This window comes from Photobacterium rosenbergii, from assembly GCF_033022775.1.
Classification (GTDB): domain Bacteria; phylum Pseudomonadota; class Gammaproteobacteria; order Enterobacterales; family Vibrionaceae; genus Photobacterium; species Photobacterium rosenbergii_A.
Map to the genome: position 1 here is coordinate 131,337 of NZ_JAWJZI010000003.1, position 20,922 is coordinate 152,258.

Genomic DNA, 20,922 nt, shown 5'->3' on the forward strand with positions numbered 1-20,922 from the left:
GGCTAAAAAATGGAACGTTAATTTGATTAGTTCGCTTTATTTACTCGAAAGACATTAAAGCGAATGGGTAAATAACAGTTATTTTCAACAGCAACCAACAGTTTGCGTGGTTCGAAATACCACATTAAGAACGACCACTGTTTGGTTATATCACTGATTTATACTTTTCCTTCTAAAACCTCTTTACGGGGTTGTGCAATGACGACCTTGTCGACCAGCACGCCTTTGTCTCTAATTCGATCGGCTGCCGCTTCCACAGCAGCTTGCACCGCAGCGACATCACCGGTAAGTGTGACGAAACCTTTCCCGCCAATCGCCATTGCCATATGGACTTCTAGCAGCTCAATGTTTGCAGCTTTGACGGCTGCATCGGCCGCCTCCACGATAGCAGCGACAGAAAATGTCTCGACTATTCCCAGTGCCGCGGTATGTTCAACTACACGTGTACCTGCGATGGCTGGAAACACGTCCGGGTGAACATTGGCAATAATTAAGTCATCAACCACTTCGCCGCCGCCGACCCGCAATCCAGTCTCGACCGCTGCGTTGATCGCTGCGACATCGCCGCTGACCATCACCATGAACTTGCCGGGGCAAATCGTCCGGTTAAACAGGATCTCGACATTTGCCGACTTGAGCATGGCATCAGCAACCAAATAGCCACGCGCTATCGAGTTCAGTTCAATACAGCCAATTGCATTTACCATCTATTATTCCAATCTATGTCTAATTGCACGAAGCCGCCGACTCGGCAATGGCTTGGTGCTGGATTACTACTGAATCACCCACGGCAGTGACAATACCCGAGATACTGGCATGGACAGCGGTACTCAATCCGCCTTCGGCAGGTTGGCCGATCATCTGTCCTTTAGTAACCGTTTCGCCCTTTGTCACAATAGCCAGTGCTGGCTGGCCGATATGCTGGGCCAGCGGAATTGCCACTTTCTCGGGCGTAATCTCAAAATCATGAAACGTGGCTTTTTTGGCCATGTAGTCAGTGAGCTCCAGCCGTCTGGCAAGTCGCTTGGTCGGTACACCGCGGTATTCGCGCAATGGGTGGACCTCTGTGGTTTGCGCCTGAAGTTCATCTGGTGATTGCCACTGCTGATGCTCGCGTAACACCCTTTTCGTCGTCGCGCAAACCCGGCTTGGATCCAGTCCCTCGGGACACGACCACATAGTACAGAGGTTGCACTCAGAACATGCTTGCGCAGCCAGTGAGTAGCTCAAGTTATTGCTACCGGAGACTTGGAGTGATCGCATGGCAAGGTGCGGCTTGATCGGGTAACCCAGCAAGTTGCGTGGGCACATCGATGTACACAGGCTGCACTGATCACAAGCGGCTTTGCCTATACGGCGAAGATCCGCTTCACTGCGCAGCTTGATGCGGGCAATACGTGATGTTCTCGGTAATACCAGCAAACCACTTGAAACCTTAGTGATAGGCTTGTCGAAATCTGCAGTTACCGCTCCCATCATTGGCCCGCCTTCAACGACAATACAGTCCTGTGCTGTCATGCCTCCGGCAAGCTCAACGGCCTCACGGTATGTCATGCCCAAAGGAAGCCATGCCGAATAAGGTGCCACGACCTCACCGTGGACCGTGATCATGGTGTCTGTGACGGGGTGGCCATTGGCAGCCCGGAAAACATTAATGAATGATTCGATGTTATTGACCAACACACCGATATCTTTCGGCAGGCCACCAGCCGGGATCCGCTGCCCTGTGGCATGGAAAACCAACTCCACTTCGTCGCCTGCCGGATAGACATCATCCATGAGCAGAAACTCGATATTCTCCGGCAACAGTGGCTCCAAAATAGCAATGGTATCAGCATTTTTTTTCTTGATACCAATCACCCCTCGTGATGCCCCAACTTGCTTCATCGCCAGTAACATGCCACCACATAGCTCGTGCCCCCACTGCTGCATCAAGACTTGATCCTTGTAAAGCAGTGGCTCGCACTCAGCACCATTTGCCAGCACCAGGTCAACCTGGCAATCAAGCTTGACGTAAGTCGGGAAGCCAGCGCCACCGGCACCGACTACCCCTGCTTGCTGAACCAGTTTCAATAGCGGTTCCACATCAACCTCGCCTAATTCGCTATAGGATTACGGGCAACGTCAAGCACGGCTGCCTGAAACGCCTCGCACGCTGCCCGGCAAGCCGCTTGCGAGCCCGCCAGATGACCACCGCCAAAGTTGGTTTCTGACGGTGGCGCAAACAGGTTAACCAAGCGCACATCCGCAGCTTTCAATGCCGCATCAAGGGCAAACATCGCCTCTAGCGGAGGTGCAATCAGATACGCAAGCGCTTCGCCTTGTTCTACCCCTGCTTCTGCTGACAAATAGCTACCTGTTGATGACACCAGATGGGCAAAGAATGCAATGTCGCCATTTTCATCAGCACACTGGAATGCTGCTTCATCTTCAATAAAGGCTTTGGCACGCTCGAGGCCGGCGATGACGTCAGCCGGACATGCGCCTGCCAAAATACCGATCACCTCGCCCGATGTCGGGCCTGATGAGTGAGCAGCACCGGCATAGAACGAACGGGCGTAAACCACATCAACGTTAGCCGCCTTCGTCGCTTCATCTAGCGCACAATAAGTCACATCATCACAATCAGCGGTGATCATGCCGATACTGTTGTGGTGGGGTGCCAGCCCCATTTTTTCCTTATATACAGGATCGACCGAGGCAATCACACGGGTTGCCAATACGGCAGGTTGGATTTTGTCTAAAATAGCCATGCTTTGATCCTTCTTAGCGCTTCAAGTTAATACCACTGGCTTTCTGCGCCAGCATGGTTTTCACCAAGTCAACAATGACCGCAGCTGCTTCAACCGGCGGTGTGCCGCCCGCGTGAATATTTGAAATCACGGTTCTGTCAGACTCAACGGTATCTTCTGTCGGTTTATAGATGGCATAGCAACTCAACGACTCTGACTGCCCTAACCCCGGGCGCTCACCAATCAACAACAGATTAACTTCGGCATCCAGCAACATGCCGATCTCGTCCTGTGCCTTGACCCGGCCATAGCGCAGGAAGAAAGGTGTGCCGACATCCAATCCTGCATTCTTGAGACCATTAAGCAATGGCGGCAGTATTTCATCATGGTTAACGGTCACCGCATCCAAGCTCAGGCCATCAGAAAGTACAACCTGGACCTGCGGTGACTTCTTACAGTTATCACGAATCAACATCTTGGCATCATCGTTGAGCTTGCGGCCCAAGTCCGGACGCGTCAGGTATTGGTCTTTATCCACCGCACAAGACTGCACCTCCATCAGGTTGCGCTCTTGCAACCATGAAGACTCGACGTTTTTGATCACCGTATCTTTGGATCGGGAATGGTCCGCCAGAAAGCGCAGCAAAGCCGTTGTTCTAGGCCGTGGGCCAGTACGCCCAGTCCCTACCCTTGCATCGGTCTGGGACATCAAGTCATCAATCACTTTGCTATCAGCAGCATCGGTAATTCCGTTCCACTTTTTAAAGCATTTCTCGCCGAGATCAGGCAGTGACTCGGCATGGTTGTTGTCTTGTTGCGAAACCTTGGCATCAACCACCTTGGTCACGGCCGCCGGTGTTACATTGGTTTCGCCCAATTGAGCCAGCACAGTGGCGACGATATCCTGAATTTTTTGTTCGTTCATTCCTAGCTACCCCTTATTTGAAGAAGATTGACGGGTCGCCCGCCTTGCGGGTCAAGCGGCCATTTTCCATAAGCCCCATGGTTTCCATCCAGGCTTCAAACTCAGGGGCCGGACGCAACTTCAATAGCTGTCGCACAGTGGCGGTATCATGGAATGAGGTGGTTTGGTAGTTGAGCATGATGTCGTCGCCAAGCGGCATGCCAATCACAAAGTTAACCCCAGCGGCGGCCAACAAAGTCACCAGGTTTTCGTTGGAGTTCTGGTCGGTATCGGCATGGTTGGTGTAACACGCATCACACCCCATAGGAATGCCCGACAACTTACCCATAAAGTGGTCTTCCAAACCGGCACGGATAATTTGTTGGTGGTTGTAAAGGTATTCTGGACCGATAAACCCAACGACGGTGTTGACCAGATGTGGGTTGTAACGCTGTGCCAGTGCATAGCAACGCGCTTCCATCGTCATCTGATCGGCACCGTGGTGGGCATCGGCAGAAAGTTCTGAACCCTGACCGGTTTCAAAATACATCATGTTCTCACCGGCCAGGTTGCAGTACTGCTTGCCGATTTCATAAGCTTCATCGAGCATCTCGACACTGACGCCGAACTCGGCCAGGCCTTTTTCAGAGCCGGCAATGCTTTGGAACAACAAGCCACCTGGCGCACCACGGCGTACCGCTTCCATCTGGGTGCTAATATGGGCAAGTACGCATGGCTGGGTAGGAATATCCCACTTGGTGATCACGTCCTGGATAGCATTGAGCATCTGCGTGGTATTTTCAACGCTGTCAGTCACAGGGTTAATACCGATCACCGCATCGCCACAGCCGAAAGTTAGGCCTTCGTAGGTCTGGGCCAATATCGAGTTAACGTTGTCGCGGGTGTCATTGGGTTGCAGGCGGCAGCTGAAGTGGCCCGGCAAACCTACAGTGGCATTGGCCTTGGTGATAACCGGCATCTTGCTGGCGCCGTACATTAAGTCGCCGTTCGAGCACAGCTTGCCCACCGCCGATACCATTTCAGCCGTTAGGCCCTTGCGAAGGCGCTGCATATCTTCGTTGCTGATATCGTCACTCAGCACGTATTCACGCAGCTCACTCACCGACCAGTTCTGAATTTTCTCGTACATGGTACGATTCAGGCTGTCTTGGTTGATGCGGGTGATCATATCCTTTTCGTAGCTGACCACCGGGTTCTCGCGCAGATCTTTGAGCGTCATTTCTGACAAAACATGCTTGGCAGCAACACGCTCTTGCGCTGTTTGAGCCGCTACTCCCGCCAGAATATCGCCGGAGCGAAGGTCCGAAGCTTTAGCGAGTACATCTTTGACATCCCTGAATTGGTAGGTTTGACCAAACAGGTGGGTTTTTAACTTCATGTAACAACTCCTTTTAAGACGGGAAGGCGAGAGATTTCACAGTTAAGGGCACAATCTCCCCGCCGAAGTAACTGTTGCCGATATCGATATAGTCACCCTCATGGGTGATCACTTCGTCAATCACACTGACTGGTTGTGGTTGTAATTTTGGTTGCAATTCCATGCCTACCGCTTTGCCGATATCGTTATGTACAATGACAAACGCTGGATCTTGATGATTGCCATGATGTTGGTAGAAACGGGCCAATTCCTCCGCCACGTGCTGAACAGTTTGGTAACGCACTGGCATTCCGCGATCGAGGGCTATCGCGTAGCGGTCGCAACCGAGGGCAAGATCCATCCTCTCGGCAGCGATGACAATTTCATCGCATATCGACGGCTGTGGTTGTAACCAATCCACGGCCGGATGAACAACCGGTATGTTCTTGAGAGGCAGCTCGTCCGAGTTCAGCCAGATTGTCGACCCTGATAACGTCAGCGAATAAGCCCCGGCGCCAATAACGGTGGCTCGCAATGTCTGGTTAGGGCGGCGTACTGGATAATTAGAAAGCCGGCCATGGCGCAGCAGAGAAAACGCTAACTTGGGGCCGATATCGCCAAAGCCTCCAGCCTCCTGACTGTCATGCTGGTAGTAGCACTCACCCACACCGCCACTGAGAAATACAGCGTCTAAGTCTTTATGCTCAGAAAGAGCCGAGGTTTGAAGCAATTGCACAGCCAAAGGGGAAAGCTGTCCCTCCATCACCTCGACAATCAAGTTGGCCATCCGGTCAACCATGCGCTTGAGGTGATCCGCAGTGATCTGGCGAGGATGCAGCGCTTCGCCAAAAAGATCCTGCATTACCGCAATGCCTGGCTTGTGGACGTACACCACCTCCCCGTTATCGTTGAGTTCCACCAGGCGGCCGCCGATATTGAGACAAGCGGTCTCTACCACCCGGCCACAATCGAATACCACGTAATTAGAGGTTCCTCCGCCGATGTCGATATTCATCACTTTCAGGTGGTTGTTCTGTGCCAGTTCCTGCGCGCCGCTGCCACGCCCTGCGATAACAGACTCGAGATTGGGCCCAGCCGTCGCGACCACGAAATCACCCAGCCGCTGGGACAACGCCATAATGGCATCACGAGCATTATGCGCTTTAGCCGTTTCACCGGTAATGATGATGGCCCCAGTCTCAACCTTCTCTGCCAGTCCAGCCTGTTCTATTTGCTGTTCAATAAACTGCTGCAACCGCGTGGCATCAATGGTGCCCTCGCGATTAATTGGTGTGAAAGACACAGGACTCTGATAGACAATTTCACGCTCGATAAACTCATACACTGGCACTTGTGACGCCGGCGCACGGTTAACCACCGTCAGGTTGGAAAAAATAACCTGTGTTGTGGTGGTACCAATATCAATGCCGACACTGTGAATCAGCTTCCTGTCCATCAGCAGTATCCTTCTGGCAAGGTGCCATCAATAACCTGCTGTAACAGGCTTGCGATCTGGTTTGGGTTCACATCACGAGGGTTGCCCTTCAGGCAGATATCTTTCATCGCCTGTTCGGCAAGCAAGGGAATATCTCGCTTGGCAATATCTACATCGGCCAGCGAAGTCGGTAACCCCAAGTCAATGACCAATTGGCGCACGGCAAGAACCGCGGCCCGGCAACGCTCGCGCAATGTCATTGATTCGCGCCCTACCCCCAGCGCACTTGCCACTTCTGCCAACTCGGCTTCACAGCTAAGGGCATTAAACGCCATGATATAAGGCAGCAAAATGGCGTTAGCTACCCCGTGGGCGAGGTGATAACGGGCCCCTATCTGGTGCGAGATGGCATGGGTTAGTCCCAGCCCGGCATTGCTAAATGCCAAACCTGCTTTGTAGGCTGCGACTGCCATGTCATAACGTTTGTCGATATCCTGACCGTAACCCACCGCAATCGGCAGGGCTTTACCAATCGCCTCAATGGCGTGGTAGGCATAGGCTTTTGATAGCGGATTTGAATGGCGGGAAATATACGCCTCGATAGCATGGGTCAGCGCATCTATACCCGTTGCAGCGGTTATCCCGGCTGGCACACCCGTCATCAAGGCGGGATCAATCAAAGCCATATCAGGCACCAGCGCCGGTCCCTTCACTGGCACTTTGATACCCAATACCAGATCCTTGATAACCGCAATATCAGTAACCTCTGATCCCGTACCTGCAGTTGTCGGTATCGCGCCCAGCCCTACACGCCGCGAGGCAATGCCGCCGACATGGAAATCGGTCAATTTACCCGCATAGTCTCCTAGAACAGCGATGGCTTTCGCCGCATCCAATGCCGAACCACCACCAACCCCTAAAACAAAATCTGCATCACAACGATTGAGCATCTCTGCGCCCGCCTTGATACAGTCAGTATCCGGCTCACCGGCGATATCGGTGAACAGCATCAGTTCAAGCCCCGATAACGTGATGGCAGCTTCGCAACTTGTGGTTAGGCCAAGCTGGTGAACCAGTTTGTCGGCAACCAGCAGTACTTTAGTCGCTCCAAGCTCTTTCAGCACCTCACCCAGCTGGTAGACGCAATAACCACCGGTTACCGTGACAGCCGGGGAACGGAAAGTAAAACCCCGGTGCGGGCGGAACTGGGTAAGCGTCTGCTGGACTATCGCTGCTATATCGGCTTGAGACACATTCATCGCTTACTCCTTGCCTTCCAGCATCAAGCCATAGCTAGCAATAGCCAACGGCGTCAGATAGAGAGCCCGTGAAAACTCGACCACGTTGATAGCCGGAAAAGACTTACGGAAAATATCACTAAAGCCCGCAATCAGGGTGCCACCGCCTGTCAGGTACATATCCGCAGGTTGGTGCCCAGCAAGATGGCCAGCGACGATGTCGGCCATTTTTTCAATAACCGGCTTTGCCATTGCAGCGACAAGAGGATCTTCATGGCTACGGCGCTTGTGCTGCTCGGCTTCATCCATATCAATCCCAAGCCCGCCTGCAATTGTCAGGCTGACATGGCGACCGCCCGACGGCTCGTCTAAAGATGTCACCAACTCGCCACCAGATATAATGGCAGTCCCCGTTGTCCCGCCGCCAACATCTATCACTGCACCTTGTTGGATCTGCAGTAGCTCGGCTACACTGCTTGGCTCATCGATAACATGGCTAACCACAATCCCGGTAGACTCCACCACATTGATAGAAATACGCGGATCGGTTCCCGGTGGATAGGAAGTAATGGCTTGCTCGACGCTAACGCCGAGCTTTTGTTCCACTTTGAGCAGTTGCTCGCGTGCAATGCGGCAGGCACCGACATAATCGACCACCACCCCGTCCCGGACCACATCGGCCCAGTCAAGGAATGCCGCAATGGGCACACCGCAGCCATCGACCACAACGGTTTGGATATCCGCGGTTCCCAAATCAATGCCGACATGCCATTTTTCCGGAGCTGTAATCGGTGACGCATCATTCACCAATTCATCAATACGCAGCAGGTGCTGATTAACTTGTTCGAGCAAACTAGTCATGACTAAACAATCCTGAAAGCGTCAACGGCGGTGCAACGGCGTTTGCGGGTAAAGGTCAACGCATTGGTCACCCCTTCCCCGGTAGGCGTCGAAATGGTCATGGTTGTCCAACCTTCACCACCGGCACCAATGGCAGCTATCGCAGGTCCATTTTTGGCAAGCAGGCTACAGTCCATTTCAAAAGCCATCCGGGTTAGCACATCGATATTTTTTGAATGGATGGCGGCCGTATGGCGATTGCCATTTTCCAACTCCACCGCCCAATCAATGGCTTGATCGACATGCTTGGCCCTGATCAGCGGCAGGATCGGCATCATTTGTTCGGTCGTAGCAAAGACATGATCTTTATCAGCATCAAAGATCAGCAGTCGGGTATCGGCTGGAACTTGGATATCCGCGGCTGCGGCAATTTTGGCTGCATCACGGCCAACCCATTTAGGATCGGCCGATGGGCTCTCGCCCGGGTAACCTTTAAGTACCACCCTTGCCACAGCCTCAGCCTGGGCTGGTGTTAGCTCATGGGCACCGTGCTGGCACATCTGCACTTTCAGTTCATCGGCTATCGATTCAACGGCGATAATCTCTTTTTCGGTAGCACAAACGATATTGTTATCGAATGATGCCCCCTGAACGATGGAGATAGCAGCACGTTGCAAGTCTGCAGTTTCATCAACAACAACAGGCGGGTTACCTGGTCCAGCCGCGATAAGGCGCTTATCCGTAACCTTTCGTGCTGCATCAACTACTGCATCACCACCAGTGACAACCAACAATCCAATACCTGGGTAGCAGAACAGAGCCTGCGCATTTTCCAACGAAGGCGTCTTAACCGTGGTACAGATACTGGCTGGGCCGCCAACGCTTTCACAGGCCTTGTTGACCAACTGAATGGCATACTGGGAAACCTTTTTCGCTGCTGGGTGAGGTGCAAATACCACTGCATTGCCAGCAGCAATCATACTGATCGCATTATTAATGACAGTACAGGATGGGTTAGTACTCGGGGTTACCGATGCAATTACTCCCCATGGGGCATTTTCCATCAAGCTCATTCCCGCATCACCTGAAACCGCTTGAGGGGCAAGGATTTCGGTTCCAGGCGTACGTTGGGCGACCAACAAGTGCTTGGCAATTTTGTCTTCTACACGGCCAAAGCCTGTTTCCTCAACAGCCATGCTAGAAAGCTCTTCGGCATGTTTTTTCGCCATCCGGCGGATAGCCAAAATCATCTCATCGCGCAAAGCTAGCGAATGAATTTGTTTCTGTGCTTGTTTTGCCGCGGCAACGGCGCCGTCCAACGTTGGGAAAATTCCATAGTCGCCGGCTTCGCTACCTGAAGAGGTACTGCCGTGGGCAACATCAAGTTGCATGACAACACGTCTAACAATTTCTTCAATTTGCTGCTGATCCATAGTGATCGACTCCATGCAACATCATTAAATTTTTCGATAAAGCTGTTCGCGAGACGCCGTGACTTCATCGATGATCCCCACGACGCAAAGATCAACCGGTGAACCCGTCTGCAAATCGCCGTAAGCCGCCCTGGCTGAACTGCCTGACACGACCATTACCCATTCGTCTTCTCCGGCTCCGAGCTGATCCATCGCGATGTGGATCTCCCCCATACCGTTACCTTGCTTGTCGATAAATTCCACCAAGCAAAGTTTGTCCATCCGCATATGTTGGCTGCGGACAGTGGCGATAACATGGCCTATGACCTTTGCGATGCGCATACGAACTCCTCATACAATCACTCCCCCAGCCTTTACCAAGGGAGGATTTTTATTTCACTTTGATCGGAAAGACTTTCTCAAGATCCTGATGAGGACGTGGGATCACATGTACAGCTACCAGCTCTCCCAAACGCTGCGCCACAACCGAACCGGCATCTGTTGCTGCTTTACAAGAAGCAACATCACCACGGATCAGCGCTGTTACATACCCAGAGCCAATTTGCTGATAGCCAACCAGTTCTACCCGAGCCGCTTTAACCATGGCGTCCGATGCTTCAATTAGCGCTGTAAGCCCTTTGGTTTCAAGAATTCCTAATGCGTCCATTTGCTTCTCCTTGGGTTATTTAGTTGTGCGGGCTTTGGATGCCGCAGGTTTTTCTTCTTCTACTTCTGTGGTAATTGGGAAAATCGCTTCCAAGTCACCGTGCGGACGCGGGATCACGTGCACCGCTACCACCTCACCAAGTCGCTGAGCCGCCGCTGCACCTGCATCTGTTGCAGCCTTACATGCAGCCACATCACCGCGAACCATCGCTGACACAATGCCTGAGCCGATTTGCTTATAACCCACCAACTGCACGCGAGCCGCCTTCACCATGGCATCCGATGCTTCAATCAGTGCAGTCAATCCTTTGGTTTCAATAATGCCTAACGCTTCCATTAGCTATTCCTCAACTTTTTTGTTTACAGTTACCGACACAGACATGAAGCCAATACCGAAATATCAACGATATCGTTCGCACTGCAGCCGCGAGATAAATCATGTACCGGTGAAGCCAAACCTTGCAGCATTGGCCCCAGCGCGATATATCCGCCTAACCGCTGGGCAACTTTGTAAGCAATGTTGCCGGCGTTAAGCGAAGGGAAAATAAATACATTAGCCTGCCCTTCAAGTGGGCTATTGGGCATTTTCTGGGCGGCAACTGCAGGAACAATTGCCGCATCGAATTGCACCTCGCCATCGATGATTAGATCTGGACAACGCTGACGGACCAGTTCGGTCGCTTCGGTTACCTTGCTTACCGTAGGGTGTTCAGCGCTTCCTTTGGTTGAAAATGACAGCATCGCAACCCGTGGAGTTTGTCCGGTGAGCTTTGCAAAGTTAGCTGCGGTATCTATCGCTATATCGGCCAACTGTTCTGCTGTCGGTAATGGGATCACGCCAGCATCGGAGAATGCATGGACAGATTCGCCGTCTGGCGACAGCATCAAGAAAAAGCTCGATACCGTTTTGGAATCAGGGGCAATCCCAACCCCACGTATCGCCGCCCTGATTACATCACCAGTAGTAGAGATATTGCCGCCGATACAAACATCGGCATACCCGTGGGCCACCATCATCATCGCGAAGTCCAATGGTTGTTTTAGCCTTGCCGCAGCCTCGTCGGTAGTTATCGGTTTACGCTGCCGTGATACATAGCTAGAAACCATTTCGTCGAAGCAGCCCGCTGATTCAGGCGAAAGCAAGGTCAGGCATGGCACGGCGATGCCGCTACGATGGGCCAAATCACGCAGCTTGAACGGGTTACCCACCAAAATAGGCTCTGCCAACCCAGCAAGCTTCATCTCGTTGGCAGCATGCAGTAGACGGACATCCTCGGCATCAGGAAAAACAATACGTTTTGGCGCTTGGCGGCAAGCATCGCGGCATGTTTCAAGCAACTTCATTTCCAAGCTCCTTGAGAATTTCTACGCGGCCTTTTTCGCACTGCAAAACCAAAATCATCACCACGTACACCGCACTCGAAAGTCGGTTCAACCCAGCAACAATATCGTTGCGGCTCAGTTGCATGCAGTCGTCCAGAAATACCTGGCTTGCGATCAGCTCAAGCTCACGGACAAGGGCGCGCAGGTAATTCAGTTGTGCTACCTGCTCCCCATAACCCACCTCAGGCAGCAAATGGTCATGGCCAAGGTACGTCAAGGGCTTATGCGACCAACGATGTACCTCGTCAGCTTCAAAATCGCCCAAACTAGGTAGCGGAAGCGTCTGCTCGGTCACTTCGGCCTGCAGCACTTGCCCTAGATATGAGCGGATATCAGCCATGAAGCCCTTTAAGATTTCCGGTTGGTTCCCCATTGCGCACTGCGCCATAACACAAAAACATATACAGCTATCTAATTTGCCCCGCAGCGCAATCCTCGGGTGCGTTTTCGGTACCAGCACTTTGTCATTGAGGTGAGTCATCAGTGCTGGCTTTTCGGCAATATTCGACCCACACATCACACACGCGTTTTCTGGTCGTTCGTTGTTGGTTTTTAATGGGTGGACCTGCTTGGATGACGCTTGCGCCTTATCTTGCCCACCGGTAAACACCCGCCCGCTGTCATCACGCCATTTCACCGTAATCTGCCGTTCGGTGATCATCTGCTGGGCCGAGGGCGTGAAACGGGTACCTGCAGGCAAGAAGATTTCACCACCAGCACGTAATCCCACATGCTGGCGAAGGTAATCTTCCGTAATAAATGCAGGCGAGGCTTTACTGTCCATGATTACGCCCACTCAGCTGGGTAGGTAATGTAGACATAACGGACATGAGTCGGGGTACCGAATTCCACCGTACTTCCCTTAGGAATAAAAATGACATCCCCTGGTTGACCAACAGTGGTTCCAGAAGCGGTTTTTACGTGGAATTCCCCTTCCAATACCACGTTGACCTCGTCGTAACACAGGGTCCATGGGAAGAATGCGTTCTCCCACCCCATATAGCCCACGCCCATATTGCTGTTGTCTTGAGCACCGATAACATCGGTAAGCCCTATGTTCTTCCCTGGCGCTCCATCGAATTCGCCAAGTTGAACTGCGCTACCTCTTACCAGCACAATGCCATCATCATTGATCTGCCGGGCTGATGGCGGGGCTTGTACACCGAAGTCTTGCAATGCCTTGCTGATGAGCTCTTTGATCAAAAGGCTCTGATCACTGTCTACCCCCGGTAACTTCGATTCAATTTCAGACTGGATCTTAGCGGCTAGCTGCTGTGGACACTCAGCCTCGTCTTTTTGCTTGCTGACCAAATTACCGTCGCCAGTTGGTGCCTTCTGCGCAGAAGGTAACTGCTGTTGATCAGGCTCAGTGTCTAGCAATGCGATGCCTTCAACTTTGGCGACATCGCGAGCTTCTGGCGTAATAATGTATTGCGCCACCGGAACAACGAGGTAAAACTTGTTAGCCGCTTTTGCTTTGCGTATATCTGCAGCAGAAATTAGCTGTTTCATTACCGCTTCCCTTGCAAATTAGATGGATTCAGCACTTACCGGCTGAAGAGAAAGTAAGTGCCCGTGTAACTGCTCAATTGAAGGCAGGTCGTAAATTGATGTACGAAAATAGGGCCCGGTTATCCCTTCCACTCTCAATAACCGCTCTGCCCTTTCGCAATCAGCGTCTTCGACGTCGGACTTACTGATCACCGCAACGATATTTTTGTTTGGGTATACCCTAAGTAAACCGCTAGGCGCGCTGACACGTTTGGCATCAGCCGGCTGCAAAATGACAATCGTCTTAACGGATGAAATTGTCGACAGCAATGCACCGTTCCATGAGCGGTTATCGACAAACTCTCCGGGTGTATCGATAACGCTGCCCTGATAAAAAGTCGCAGCCTGTGTTTTGCCAGTATTGGTATCAGTATTTAAAAGCTTATTTATTAATGCCGACTTACCTGCATCAACCTCGCCAATAAAGGCGATATTTGATATTTGCTGATTATTCATATCATGTCCGCGTTATTTCACAGGTGTTATAAGACAAAGTGGTATTAAGTACAGAAATAACGGTATTCAAGGCCTCATCGACCGATGCAACACTACCTGTAATCACTAAAGCACCCGAGAAACGGTCAAGAAAGCCAATATTTACATTTGCAGACTTAGTCGCAATATCACCAGCAATAATCGACGTTTCACCCGGTGTCAGTGTCAAAATACCAATCGCACCTTTACTCTCTACGCCGACACGCTCGCATAACTCTTCAGTCGGATTAGCGACAAGATGCGCAAGAGTGACCTGTTTACCCGGCACAAACTCCTGAATAATCCGCTCTTTACCAGAAGATAGATCTAACATTAGTGGTCACTTAGTATAAAAACACTAAATCAATCTACACTTATGCCTAGCGTTTTTATGAAACACCTGTCACACATTTATTTTTTGCTTTCATTAATTATTAAACTAATAAATAAAACATGATCGCAGTCACCAAAACAAATAACTATATAATTTACTAGGCAAGAAAATAAAACAACAAAGCCAAACGGCAGCAACAAAAGCCTAACAACCGCATTAACCATCGATTAACAGATAGAATTGTTTCAATTTAAATATAAGTATCAAAATGATATTTAAAAGACATTTATCATATTGATTAAAATATTTAGGAAATTAGATAGCCAAACCATAGATAGATACAAAAAAACCGATGCAAAACATCGGCTTTAGAATAATTAATTATGGTGAGTTTTTAATTTTACAGCTCGATCGGCTGATTTGCCTTAAGCAATTTCATACCTTGGATATGCTGTATAAACCATTTCACAATCGCAAGCAGCGCGATGACAAGACCAACTACAGGTATAGCCTGTAAGAGCTTGTGCAGTACAGGACTGTAAACCCAGTACTCGGCACCGGCAATAATACCCGTGGTAGTTGCAGCGGTTACACCCAACACCACGAAGAAGGTGAAGAAGTAAAAGAAGGTTCGGATGATGGTGTAGTAGTGGCTGTAGCTCAGCTCATCAGTTCCCTTGTTCAGCTTGTAAGCTGAGTAGATCACAGCAATGATGCCTGAAATCATCAAAGTCAAAGGGGTAAGGAAACTGGCAATATAGGCAAATCGCACTTCGCGGCGTGGATCAGTAGACATGACTTTATCCGTTGATAATTATCTTTATCCTAATTATCACAGGTATTTTTGTGCTATCAAGTTTAGATAATCAAGACGCTGATCACGATCAAGCCTATCCGCTATAGTCTGTTATAGTCATTTATAATGACAGATAAACAACAGCCTAGGTTGAGCGGCCTAGGCTGTTTTTTTTAAATTAAAGCTCTTCAGTCGGTTGGGTCACTTCGCTACCGTCTTTGATTCGACGGTGACCTTCTTGGAGGTGTACAAAGTCTACCAAGTCATCACCACCAACCTGGAATGCTTGACCAAAGCCTTTTACGAATAGGCCCTGAGTCGGTTCAAAGCGGAACATTTTGAAATCTTCCAGACCGCTAAGACCATCGATAATCTCGCCAAAACGTGACTTCAGCTCTTCTACCGCCGCCAGCCATTTCTCGGTTTCACGCTCGACCACAACCACATTGGCTTCAAATGTAAGACGTTTGCGCGCATAAATAGTCTTCGATGATGCTTCATCCTCAATCATCATCAATGAAACCTGTGGGTTGGCCAGCAAATTACGAGCGTGCTTAGCAATCTGGCTGATAAGCACATAGTAACCGTCACCAAGCAAGGCAAATGGTGCATAGCTCACGTTTGGCTTACCGTCTGCATCAACGGTCGCCAACTGGATAGTCTGGCAAGACTGGCGGAATTCTTTAATTTCTGGGCCTAGGCGGTTTTGAAGGCGCTCTTGCTTTACAGCATTCATTCTGACTTTCTCCGGGATATTATTGTTATTTAAATTTTGTTTTAAGTTCTTGGAATTTTTCAATTTGCTCTGGGAACAGTTGACGTTTCTTGTCGCGTCCCAGGTAAACTTTGAATACACACTCACCGCCTTTAGCGAAGAAGCCGATGAAGTAGCTTTCCTGTCCCATAAATGGCTTGCTTACCAAAGCAATGTCAGTCACAAGATCAAGACGTAGGTGGCCATGCAATTCACCTTCTTTACCCATTAGATTGTAGTAACCACGTGCTTCTTTACCTTTAGGGAAAGGCGCTTTTACTTCAAAAATTGAAGCCATTGAGTGAACAATGGTGGTAACTGGGCCCCAAGTAGGTAGCTCTTCAAGAATCGTTTGTGCATGTTCACCTGGCAAAGCAACCACTAACTCTTCAGGAAAAGCCATCACAACTTCACCTTCAGTGACACCTAGGGTTTCGGCAATCGCCATTGCATGAAGTTTAGGTTCAGCAGCTAGTTGTTCTGCAACCTGAGCTTTTAGCGATTCAAAGGAAATTTTCTCAAACACGTTTTTCTCTCCAGGTACTTCAATGTACGAGTATTAATTAGTTATATTTGTTTATGCAGCGACTTTTGGCATCGCATGCTGTTGTAAAACTTGAATCATCGACTGAGCCAAGGTCACAGACCAGAACGTTCCGGCAAGGGTTAATGAAAGGTACTGCCCTTCCAACTTCACTAAACCATTCTTTTGCCACGCTTTAAACAGCGGCTTGCATAGTGAAAAGATGTCTTGTGAGAACTTCTGGTTAAAATCTCTTGCAGACAAGAAACCACGATCAAAGCTCGCTTTGATCTCAGCGTGCAATGCGGCTTGAGGGCTTGATTTAGTCATCATCGCCAGAGGTAGTTGCTCGGCTTTGATAGCTTCAATGTAAGCTTCCAAGGTTCTGTGCTGCATGAACCCAAATCCACCTACGTTACCGCCAGCACCAGCCCCTAGAGGCAATACCTCAGCAGAGGTTTTCGCTAGGCTGTTGTATATACTGCGTTCGCGATTGTCGCGAGCCCAATGGTTTCCGCTGAGTCGACGCAAGTGGTGCTCTGCCATAAAGTTTACGCCATATTCAAACATAGATGCTTTGGTCGGCGTGTCGGCAGGCTCTGGTAGGCGCCCTTTCTCAATCATGCCTTTCATTGGTGTGCCGCCCATCTCAATCAGCTGATAGAGATCGACACCGTGTGCGCCGCTGTCCAAGAAATCACTCAAATCTTGCTGCCAAACATCCATATCTTGATAAGGAAGGCCAAACAACAAGTCGATGACAATGGGGGCTTCATTGGTTGCACTCAAATATTGGATCCGCTCCATAACTGGCTCGCGGTCATCCAGACGTTTGGCTTTTCGACGTACCCTTGTGTCAAAGCTTTGCACACCAAAGGAAAAACGGTTGAAGCCACCTTCTAATGCCCCTTCGAACATTTGATCATCGAAGCGGTTAATACGGCCTTCAAGGGTAATTTCGCAATCTGTGGTCAATGGAAAGTGAGCTTTTACCATTTTACCCAGACGCGTCACTTGCTCTGCCGTTAAGTCGGTTGGCGTACCCCCACCAACATAGACCGCCCGAAACGGGGCTGCTTGTGTCCAAGGCATTGCCGCTTTTGCTTTCAGCTCAACCATCAGTGCATCGAAATAATCATCAATTAGAGACTGGCTGGAAGCATACTGGAAGAAATTACAGTACGTGCAACGCACACGGCAGAATGGAATATGAATATAAAGGCATCGACTGTTAGGACTTTCTGGCACAGTCGCTAGCACCTTGAGCGCTAAACCCTGTCGCTCTTCCTCTGCGATCATTGCCGACATACCACCGGCATGCGCTGAACGCTTATTGGCAAATGCATAGCGAAGTGGGTCAGGCGTGTGCTTTCCTACCACCGCTTCAGTCAGTAGCTCCGGCGCCAACACAGCAGAATGTAATGCTTGTTCTTCAATCATCTACTTTTTCGTCGAGCTAGATACCTAGCCCCTCCACAACAGGCTGATACCTGTCAGTTTTACTCACTAGAGCAACAGTTCTTTGCTGTTTACTTCTAGCACCACGTTGAGCAAACGTGCATGACTACTTTCTTTTGGGCTAGGCCCTAGTTATTGAGTGGAATGATAACCACTCTTATTTGCAGGCAATCATAAGCACCCCTAAATAATATTGCAAATGATAATTGATATTATTTCGATTACATGGATAATGATAACCATTCTTGATTCGAGGGGCTAATTGATAAATTACTTTTTATACAATTTATCAATAGTTACAAACACATAAAGCATTATTTTGCATAGTTGGAGTTAAACAGTGAACGCAAAGAGATATGCCATAGCGGGTGTTGTATCAGTGCTTGCCCACAGCCTATTGCTTTCAGCTGTGCCTAACAAAATGGTGATGGCGATGCCGGTTGGTACAGACTCAACCAAAGTCTCGCTGAATCTCGTCTCGGCACCGGCTCCTCAGCCAACTGAGCCCGTTGCAGCCGAGCCACCACCTCCAGCGCCGGTCGAAGCGCCTAAAAAAGTCGTCAAAGAAGAAACAGCAGTTAAAAAGCTGGTAAAGAAAAAGCAGCCGGAGCCTAAACCCGAGGTAAAAAAGGTCACTAAACCTGCACCGAAAAAAACAGTTGAGAAGAAGGTCGAACAAAAGGTCGCAAAGAAACCAACACCTGTTAAGAAGCCCGTTGAGAACGATAAGCCTAAAGCTATTGAAGAAGTGGCGAAGACAGCTGCACCTACCCTGGCACAAGCCGCTTCTGGGGTGAACAGTGAGCCTCAGCTCGTGACCAAGCCAACCTTCGCCACAAGGCCGAGCCCTGTTAAATACCCTCGCATTGCTAAGCGTCGCGGTATTGAAGGCCAAGTCTTGGTTGAAATTTGGATTGATGAGTCTGGCAAGCAGGTAAAACAGAATCTATTGAAATCATCGGGCACAGAGATCCTTGATGATGCTGCGCTGGAAGCCATCAAGCGCTGGCGTTTTTCTTCCCATATTGTTGATGGTCAAGCCATTGCCCATCGCGTACAAGTTCCTGTCCGCTTTAAGCTGGACTAGCAATTATTGGAATCACCCATGGAAATGTTTCACTCCCTACAAAACCAATTTGGCCTAATGACAGCACCCTTGCTGCTGTGTTCAGCACTGACGCTGATGATCCTCATTGAACGATGCATCCAGGTACTGTTATGTACGGGTGTTGGCCGAAGTAAAATTGATGCCATTTTGGCTAAACAAAGCCGTAGCGATGAAGCTGGGCTCGACCAGTTAGCGACTTCGCTAAAAGAAAAACGCCCTTTACTTTTCAAAGGCGTTTCCATGCTCATTTCACACCGTCATTTTGCCAAGCCTTTGCGTGAAGATGCAGCGGGAATATGGCTACAGCAAAAGCGCTCTCAACTTCGTTCAGGCCTACGCCTACTGAGCCTAATTGGCGTGATCAGCCCGTTACTAGGGCTACTGGGTACCGTTCTTGGCTTGATTGAAATGTTCAAGGGCATTGCGATGAGCTCAGGCTCTGTGACACCAAACGATCTTGCAGATGGCCTGGGTCTAGCCATGCGTACTACTGCTGCAGGCCTTATCATTGCGCTGCCAGCCATTACTGGTTCACAGCTGCTTGGACTTTGGGCCGATAAAATAACCGCTAAACTTGAACATAGCCTCAACCATTGCAACCTATGGTTAGAAGGCCTGACCCTTGACCCAAACTGTCAGCCTAGGACGGACAACGCCGAACGTACAGAGGCCGAATCATGATCCGTACCAATCAAGGGGGTGCTGGCGAAGACGAACTAAAGCCAGATTTAACCCCCCTGCTCGATATCATCTTTATTGTCATGGTATTTCTGCTTTTGACTGCCAGTGTGAAGCTGCAGTCTTTAGATGTCGAACTGCCTCAAACAGAGACCCAGGCACTGCAAGAAACAGAATCAGATCCTATCACAGTCAACATTACCTCTACAGAGCCTTACTGGGCACTGCAAGGCACAGAAATCGACAGTTGGGATGCCTTCAAAACTGCACTTCTTAAGGAAGTAAAAGCCAATCCTGATAAGCCCGTGGTGATTGGTGCCGATAAGGCTGGCTCGGTTGAAAACATGCTTAAACTTCTCGCTTTTCTTCAACAAAATGAAATCAAGGCGACACAGTTATTAATGGAAGAGGATAAATCATGAAGCGTATTGCTCTGGCTACCGCATTACTACTCGCTGCTAACTCATCTTATGCCAGTGAGCGCATTATCAGTGCAGGAGCAGCAATTACTGAGCTCATTAATGCAATGGGTGCACAAGAACAACTTGTTGCCGTTGATGTTACCAGTAAAACAATGGTCAATGATGACATGCCTGTACTGGGCTACCACCGCCAGCTTTCGGCTGAAAGCTTGATCGCCCTTAACCCTACTCGTCTGCTAGGCTCAAGTGAAATGGGACCAAAGACAACCTTGGCTCTCATCATGCAAGCAGGTATTGAAGTAAATGTGGTCAACTCAGGTGAAACCGTTGATGACCTTCTGGCGCGTATCGAGCAAGTCGGCGAACTCACCGACACGGAGCAAGAAGCACAAGCTCTACAGGCGAACGTGCAGGATAAGGTTGATTCCATCAACCAAAACCTAGCAAACCACTCCGACAAGAAAAAAGTCTTGTTCCTAATGATCCACGACGGTCGCCCTGCGAATGTGGCTGGCCGTAATACCACCGCTGACAGCGTGATTCGCCTAGCCGGAGCCATTAACCCTGCCGCAGGTGCTGTCGAGTCGTACAAGCCAATATCACTAGAAGCCATGGTTGAAATGCAGCCTGATATCATCTTGCTAAGTTCTCGCACGCTCAGCCAAATTGGCTCTGCGGATGACTTGTTGAAGAAGATGCCTCTGCTAGCAGCAACGCCAGCAGGCCAGAACAAAGCGGTGGTGGCCATTGATGGCACAGCGCTTATTGGTGGCCTTGGCTTAAAAAGCCTGAGTGAAGCAGAACGCCTGAACCAAGTGTTTTACAACCAATAACGC

General features: G+C 49.9%; 25 protein-coding genes. 4 read left to right on the plus strand and 21 right to left on the minus strand.

The features are described from left to right. Window positions 1-158 precede the first annotated feature (158 nt). From R2X38_RS08545 to hutW, 21 genes are all read right to left on the minus strand, one after another. The gene (locus tag R2X38_RS08545; protein WP_187462182.1) at window positions 159-707 is read right to left on the minus strand and encodes a BMC domain-containing protein; all 549 of its coding nucleotides are present in this window, start codon (window positions 705-707) and stop codon (window positions 159-161) included. A 19-nt stretch (window positions 708-726) separates the two neighbouring features. Beyond that, window positions 727-2,085: a 4Fe-4S dicluster domain-containing protein gene (locus tag R2X38_RS08550; RefSeq protein ID WP_317521815.1), complete on the minus strand. Its 1,359-nt coding sequence runs from the start codon at window positions 2,083-2,085 to the stop codon at window positions 727-729. An 11-nt stretch (window positions 2,086-2,096) separates the two neighbouring features. Then, window positions 2,097-2,753, minus strand: coding sequence for an ethanolamine utilization microcompartment protein EutL (eutL, locus tag R2X38_RS08555; RefSeq protein ID WP_187462180.1), 657 nt, complete (start codon window positions 2,751-2,753; stop codon window positions 2,097-2,099). 13 nt (window positions 2,754-2,766) lie between these two features. Beyond that, window positions 2,767-3,657 (minus strand): ethanolamine ammonia-lyase subunit EutC, encoded by an 891-nt coding sequence (gene eutC, locus R2X38_RS08560; RefSeq protein WP_317521816.1) that lies wholly within the window; start codon window positions 3,655-3,657, stop codon window positions 2,767-2,769. Between the two features lie 13 nt (window positions 3,658-3,670). Then, window positions 3,671-5,035 (minus strand): ethanolamine ammonia-lyase subunit EutB, encoded by a 1,365-nt coding sequence (locus tag R2X38_RS08565; RefSeq protein WP_317521818.1) that lies wholly within the window; start codon window positions 5,033-5,035, stop codon window positions 3,671-3,673. A 13-nt stretch (window positions 5,036-5,048) separates the two neighbouring features. Further along, a complete protein-coding gene (locus R2X38_RS08570; RefSeq protein ID WP_317521819.1) occupies window positions 5,049-6,470 on the minus strand; it encodes an ethanolamine ammonia-lyase reactivating factor EutA in 1,422 nt (473 codons plus the stop codon). After that, window positions 6,470-7,708 carry an iron-containing alcohol dehydrogenase gene (locus R2X38_RS08575; RefSeq protein WP_317521821.1) on the minus strand — a complete coding sequence of 413 codons (1,239 nt, stop codon included), beginning with the start codon at window positions 7,706-7,708 and terminating at the stop codon, window positions 6,470-6,472. The genes R2X38_RS08570 and R2X38_RS08575 overlap by 1 nt, the downstream gene beginning before the upstream one ends. A gap of 3 nt (window positions 7,709-7,711) precedes the next feature. Then, window positions 7,712-8,548 carry an ethanolamine utilization protein EutJ gene (gene eutJ, locus R2X38_RS08580; RefSeq protein WP_317521823.1) on the minus strand — a complete coding sequence of 279 codons (837 nt, stop codon included), beginning with the start codon at window positions 8,546-8,548 and terminating at the stop codon, window positions 7,712-7,714. 2 nt (window positions 8,549-8,550) lie between these two features. Then, a complete protein-coding gene (locus tag R2X38_RS08585; RefSeq protein WP_317521825.1) occupies window positions 8,551-9,960 on the minus strand; it encodes an aldehyde dehydrogenase family protein in 1,410 nt (469 codons plus the stop codon). 24 nt (window positions 9,961-9,984) lie between these two features. After that, complete coding sequence (locus R2X38_RS08590; protein WP_039461511.1) at window positions 9,985-10,281, minus strand: EutN/CcmL family microcompartment protein; 297 nt, start codon at window positions 10,279-10,281, stop codon at window positions 9,985-9,987. Window positions 10,282-10,330: 49 nt separating this feature from the next. Further along, window positions 10,331-10,606 carry an ethanolamine utilization microcompartment protein EutM gene (gene eutM, locus R2X38_RS08595; protein ID WP_039461512.1) on the minus strand — a complete coding sequence of 92 codons (276 nt, stop codon included), beginning with the start codon at window positions 10,604-10,606 and terminating at the stop codon, window positions 10,331-10,333. 15 nt (window positions 10,607-10,621) lie between these two features. Beyond that, a complete protein-coding gene (gene eutM, locus R2X38_RS08600; RefSeq protein ID WP_187462172.1) occupies window positions 10,622-10,942 on the minus strand; it encodes an ethanolamine utilization microcompartment protein EutM in 321 nt (106 codons plus the stop codon). A gap of 29 nt (window positions 10,943-10,971) precedes the next feature. Continuing rightward, complete coding sequence (gene pta, locus R2X38_RS08605; protein WP_317521828.1) at window positions 10,972-11,949, minus strand: phosphate acetyltransferase; 978 nt, start codon at window positions 11,947-11,949, stop codon at window positions 10,972-10,974. Then, window positions 11,936-12,772, minus strand: coding sequence for an ethanolamine utilization cob(I)yrinic acid a,c-diamide adenosyltransferase EutT (gene eutT, locus R2X38_RS08610; protein WP_317521829.1), 837 nt, complete (start codon window positions 12,770-12,772; stop codon window positions 11,936-11,938). The genes pta and eutT overlap by 14 nt, the downstream gene beginning before the upstream one ends. A 2-nt stretch (window positions 12,773-12,774) precedes the next feature. Then, window positions 12,775-13,500: an ethanolamine utilization acetate kinase EutQ gene (eutQ, locus tag R2X38_RS08615; RefSeq protein ID WP_317521830.1), complete on the minus strand. Its 726-nt coding sequence runs from the start codon at window positions 13,498-13,500 to the stop codon at window positions 12,775-12,777. An 18-nt stretch (window positions 13,501-13,518) separates the two neighbouring features. Continuing rightward, a complete protein-coding gene (locus tag R2X38_RS08620; protein ID WP_317521831.1) occupies window positions 13,519-13,995 on the minus strand; it encodes a EutP/PduV family microcompartment system protein in 477 nt (158 codons plus the stop codon). 1 nt (window position 13,996) lies between these two features. Next, window positions 13,997-14,347 carry an ethanolamine utilization microcompartment protein EutS gene (eutS, locus tag R2X38_RS08625; protein ID WP_187462167.1) on the minus strand — a complete coding sequence of 117 codons (351 nt, stop codon included), beginning with the start codon at window positions 14,345-14,347 and terminating at the stop codon, window positions 13,997-13,999. A gap of 400 nt (window positions 14,348-14,747) precedes the next feature. After that, on the minus strand, window positions 14,748-15,143 hold the full coding sequence (locus tag R2X38_RS08630; protein WP_317521832.1) for a hypothetical protein: 396 nt from the start codon (window positions 15,141-15,143) through the stop codon (window positions 14,748-14,750). A 178-nt stretch (window positions 15,144-15,321) separates the two neighbouring features. Next, window positions 15,322-15,879 (minus strand): heme utilization protein HutZ, encoded by a 558-nt coding sequence (gene hutZ, locus R2X38_RS08635; protein WP_317521833.1) that lies wholly within the window; start codon window positions 15,877-15,879, stop codon window positions 15,322-15,324. Window positions 15,880-15,904: 25 nt separating this feature from the next. After that, window positions 15,905-16,423, minus strand: a complete 519-nt coding sequence (hutX, locus tag R2X38_RS08640) for a heme utilization cystosolic carrier protein HutX (protein ID WP_317521834.1) — start codon at window positions 16,421-16,423, stop codon at window positions 15,905-15,907. Between the two features lie 51 nt (window positions 16,424-16,474). After that, window positions 16,475-17,860 (minus strand): heme anaerobic degradation radical SAM methyltransferase ChuW/HutW, encoded by a 1,386-nt coding sequence (gene hutW / locus R2X38_RS08645; RefSeq protein ID WP_317521835.1) that lies wholly within the window; start codon window positions 17,858-17,860, stop codon window positions 16,475-16,477. A 358-nt stretch (window positions 17,861-18,218) separates the two neighbouring features. Between hutW and R2X38_RS08650 the strand changes: the two genes are divergently transcribed. Genes R2X38_RS08650 through R2X38_RS08665 form a run of 4 tightly spaced genes read left to right on the plus strand, consistent with a single transcriptional unit; the run spans window position 18,219 to window position 20,919 of the window. Beyond that, window positions 18,219-18,965, plus strand: a complete 747-nt coding sequence (locus tag R2X38_RS08650; protein WP_317521836.1) for an energy transducer TonB — start codon at window positions 18,219-18,221, stop codon at window positions 18,963-18,965. A gap of 18 nt (window positions 18,966-18,983) precedes the next feature. Beyond that, window positions 18,984-19,667: a MotA/TolQ/ExbB proton channel family protein gene (locus tag R2X38_RS08655; protein ID WP_317521837.1), complete on the plus strand. Its 684-nt coding sequence runs from the start codon at window positions 18,984-18,986 to the stop codon at window positions 19,665-19,667. Then, on the plus strand, window positions 19,664-20,086 hold the full coding sequence (locus tag R2X38_RS08660) for a biopolymer transporter ExbD (protein ID WP_317521838.1): 423 nt from the start codon (window positions 19,664-19,666) through the stop codon (window positions 20,084-20,086). Before R2X38_RS08655 ends, R2X38_RS08660 begins: the two co-directional genes overlap by 4 nt. Continuing rightward, window positions 20,083-20,919, plus strand: coding sequence for a hemin ABC transporter substrate-binding protein (locus R2X38_RS08665; RefSeq protein WP_317521839.1), 837 nt, complete (start codon window positions 20,083-20,085; stop codon window positions 20,917-20,919). The genes R2X38_RS08660 and R2X38_RS08665 overlap by 4 nt, the downstream gene beginning before the upstream one ends. Window positions 20,920-20,922: the final 3 nt, after the last annotated feature.

Bases quoted from the DNA above. Each gene is read 5' to 3' on its own strand.
- R2X38_RS08545 (WP_187462182.1), bottom strand. From the start codon at position 707: ATGGTAAATGCAATTGGCTGTATTGAACTGAACTCGATAGCGCGTGGC.
- eutL (WP_187462180.1), bottom strand. From the start codon at position 2,753: ATGGCTATTTTAGACAAAATCCAACCTGCCGTATTGGCAACCCGTGTG.
- eutC (WP_317521816.1), bottom strand. From the start codon at position 3,657: ATGAACGAACAAAAAATTCAGGATATCGTCGCCACTGTGCTGGCTCAA.
- R2X38_RS08565 (WP_317521818.1), bottom strand. From the start codon at position 5,035: ATGAAGTTAAAAACCCACCTGTTTGGTCAAACCTACCAATTCAGGGAT.
- R2X38_RS08570 (WP_317521819.1), bottom strand. From the start codon at position 6,470: ATGGACAGGAAGCTGATTCACAGTGTCGGCATTGATATTGGTACCACC.
- R2X38_RS08575 (WP_317521821.1), bottom strand. From the start codon at position 7,708: ATGAATGTGTCTCAAGCCGATATAGCAGCGATAGTCCAGCAGACGCTT.
- eutJ (WP_317521823.1), bottom strand. From the start codon at position 8,548: ATGACTAGTTTGCTCGAACAAGTTAATCAGCACCTGCTGCGTATTGAT.
- R2X38_RS08585 (WP_317521825.1), bottom strand. From the start codon at position 9,960: ATGGATCAGCAGCAAATTGAAGAAATTGTTAGACGTGTTGTCATGCAA.
- R2X38_RS08590 (WP_039461511.1), bottom strand. From the start codon at position 10,281: ATGCGCATCGCAAAGGTCATAGGCCATGTTATCGCCACTGTCCGCAGC.
- eutM (WP_039461512.1), bottom strand. From the start codon at position 10,606: ATGGACGCATTAGGAATTCTTGAAACCAAAGGGCTTACAGCGCTAATT.
- eutM (WP_187462172.1), bottom strand. From the start codon at position 10,942: ATGGAAGCGTTAGGCATTATTGAAACCAAAGGATTGACTGCACTGATT.
- pta (WP_317521828.1), bottom strand. From the start codon at position 11,949: ATGAAGTTGCTTGAAACATGCCGCGATGCTTGCCGCCAAGCGCCAAAA.
- eutT (WP_317521829.1), bottom strand. From the start codon at position 12,772: ATGGACAGTAAAGCCTCGCCTGCATTTATTACGGAAGATTACCTTCGC.
- eutQ (WP_317521830.1), bottom strand. From the start codon at position 13,500: ATGAAACAGCTAATTTCTGCTGCAGATATACGCAAAGCAAAAGCGGCT.
- R2X38_RS08620 (WP_317521831.1), bottom strand. From the start codon at position 13,995: ATGAATAATCAGCAAATATCAAATATCGCCTTTATTGGCGAGGTTGAT.
- eutS (WP_187462167.1), bottom strand. From the start codon at position 14,347: ATGTTAGATCTATCTTCTGGTAAAGAGCGGATTATTCAGGAGTTTGTG.
- R2X38_RS08630 (WP_317521832.1), bottom strand. From the start codon at position 15,143: ATGTCTACTGATCCACGCCGCGAAGTGCGATTTGCCTATATTGCCAGT.
- hutZ (WP_317521833.1), bottom strand. From the start codon at position 15,879: ATGAATGCTGTAAAGCAAGAGCGCCTTCAAAACCGCCTAGGCCCAGAA.
- hutW (WP_317521835.1), bottom strand. From the start codon at position 17,860: ATGATTGAAGAACAAGCATTACATTCTGCTGTGTTGGCGCCGGAGCTA.
- R2X38_RS08655 (WP_317521837.1), top strand. From the start codon at position 18,984: ATGGAAATGTTTCACTCCCTACAAAACCAATTTGGCCTAATGACAGCA.
- R2X38_RS08660 (WP_317521838.1), top strand. From the start codon at position 19,664: ATGATCCGTACCAATCAAGGGGGTGCTGGCGAAGACGAACTAAAGCCA.
- R2X38_RS08665 (WP_317521839.1), top strand. From the start codon at position 20,083: ATGAAGCGTATTGCTCTGGCTACCGCATTACTACTCGCTGCTAACTCA.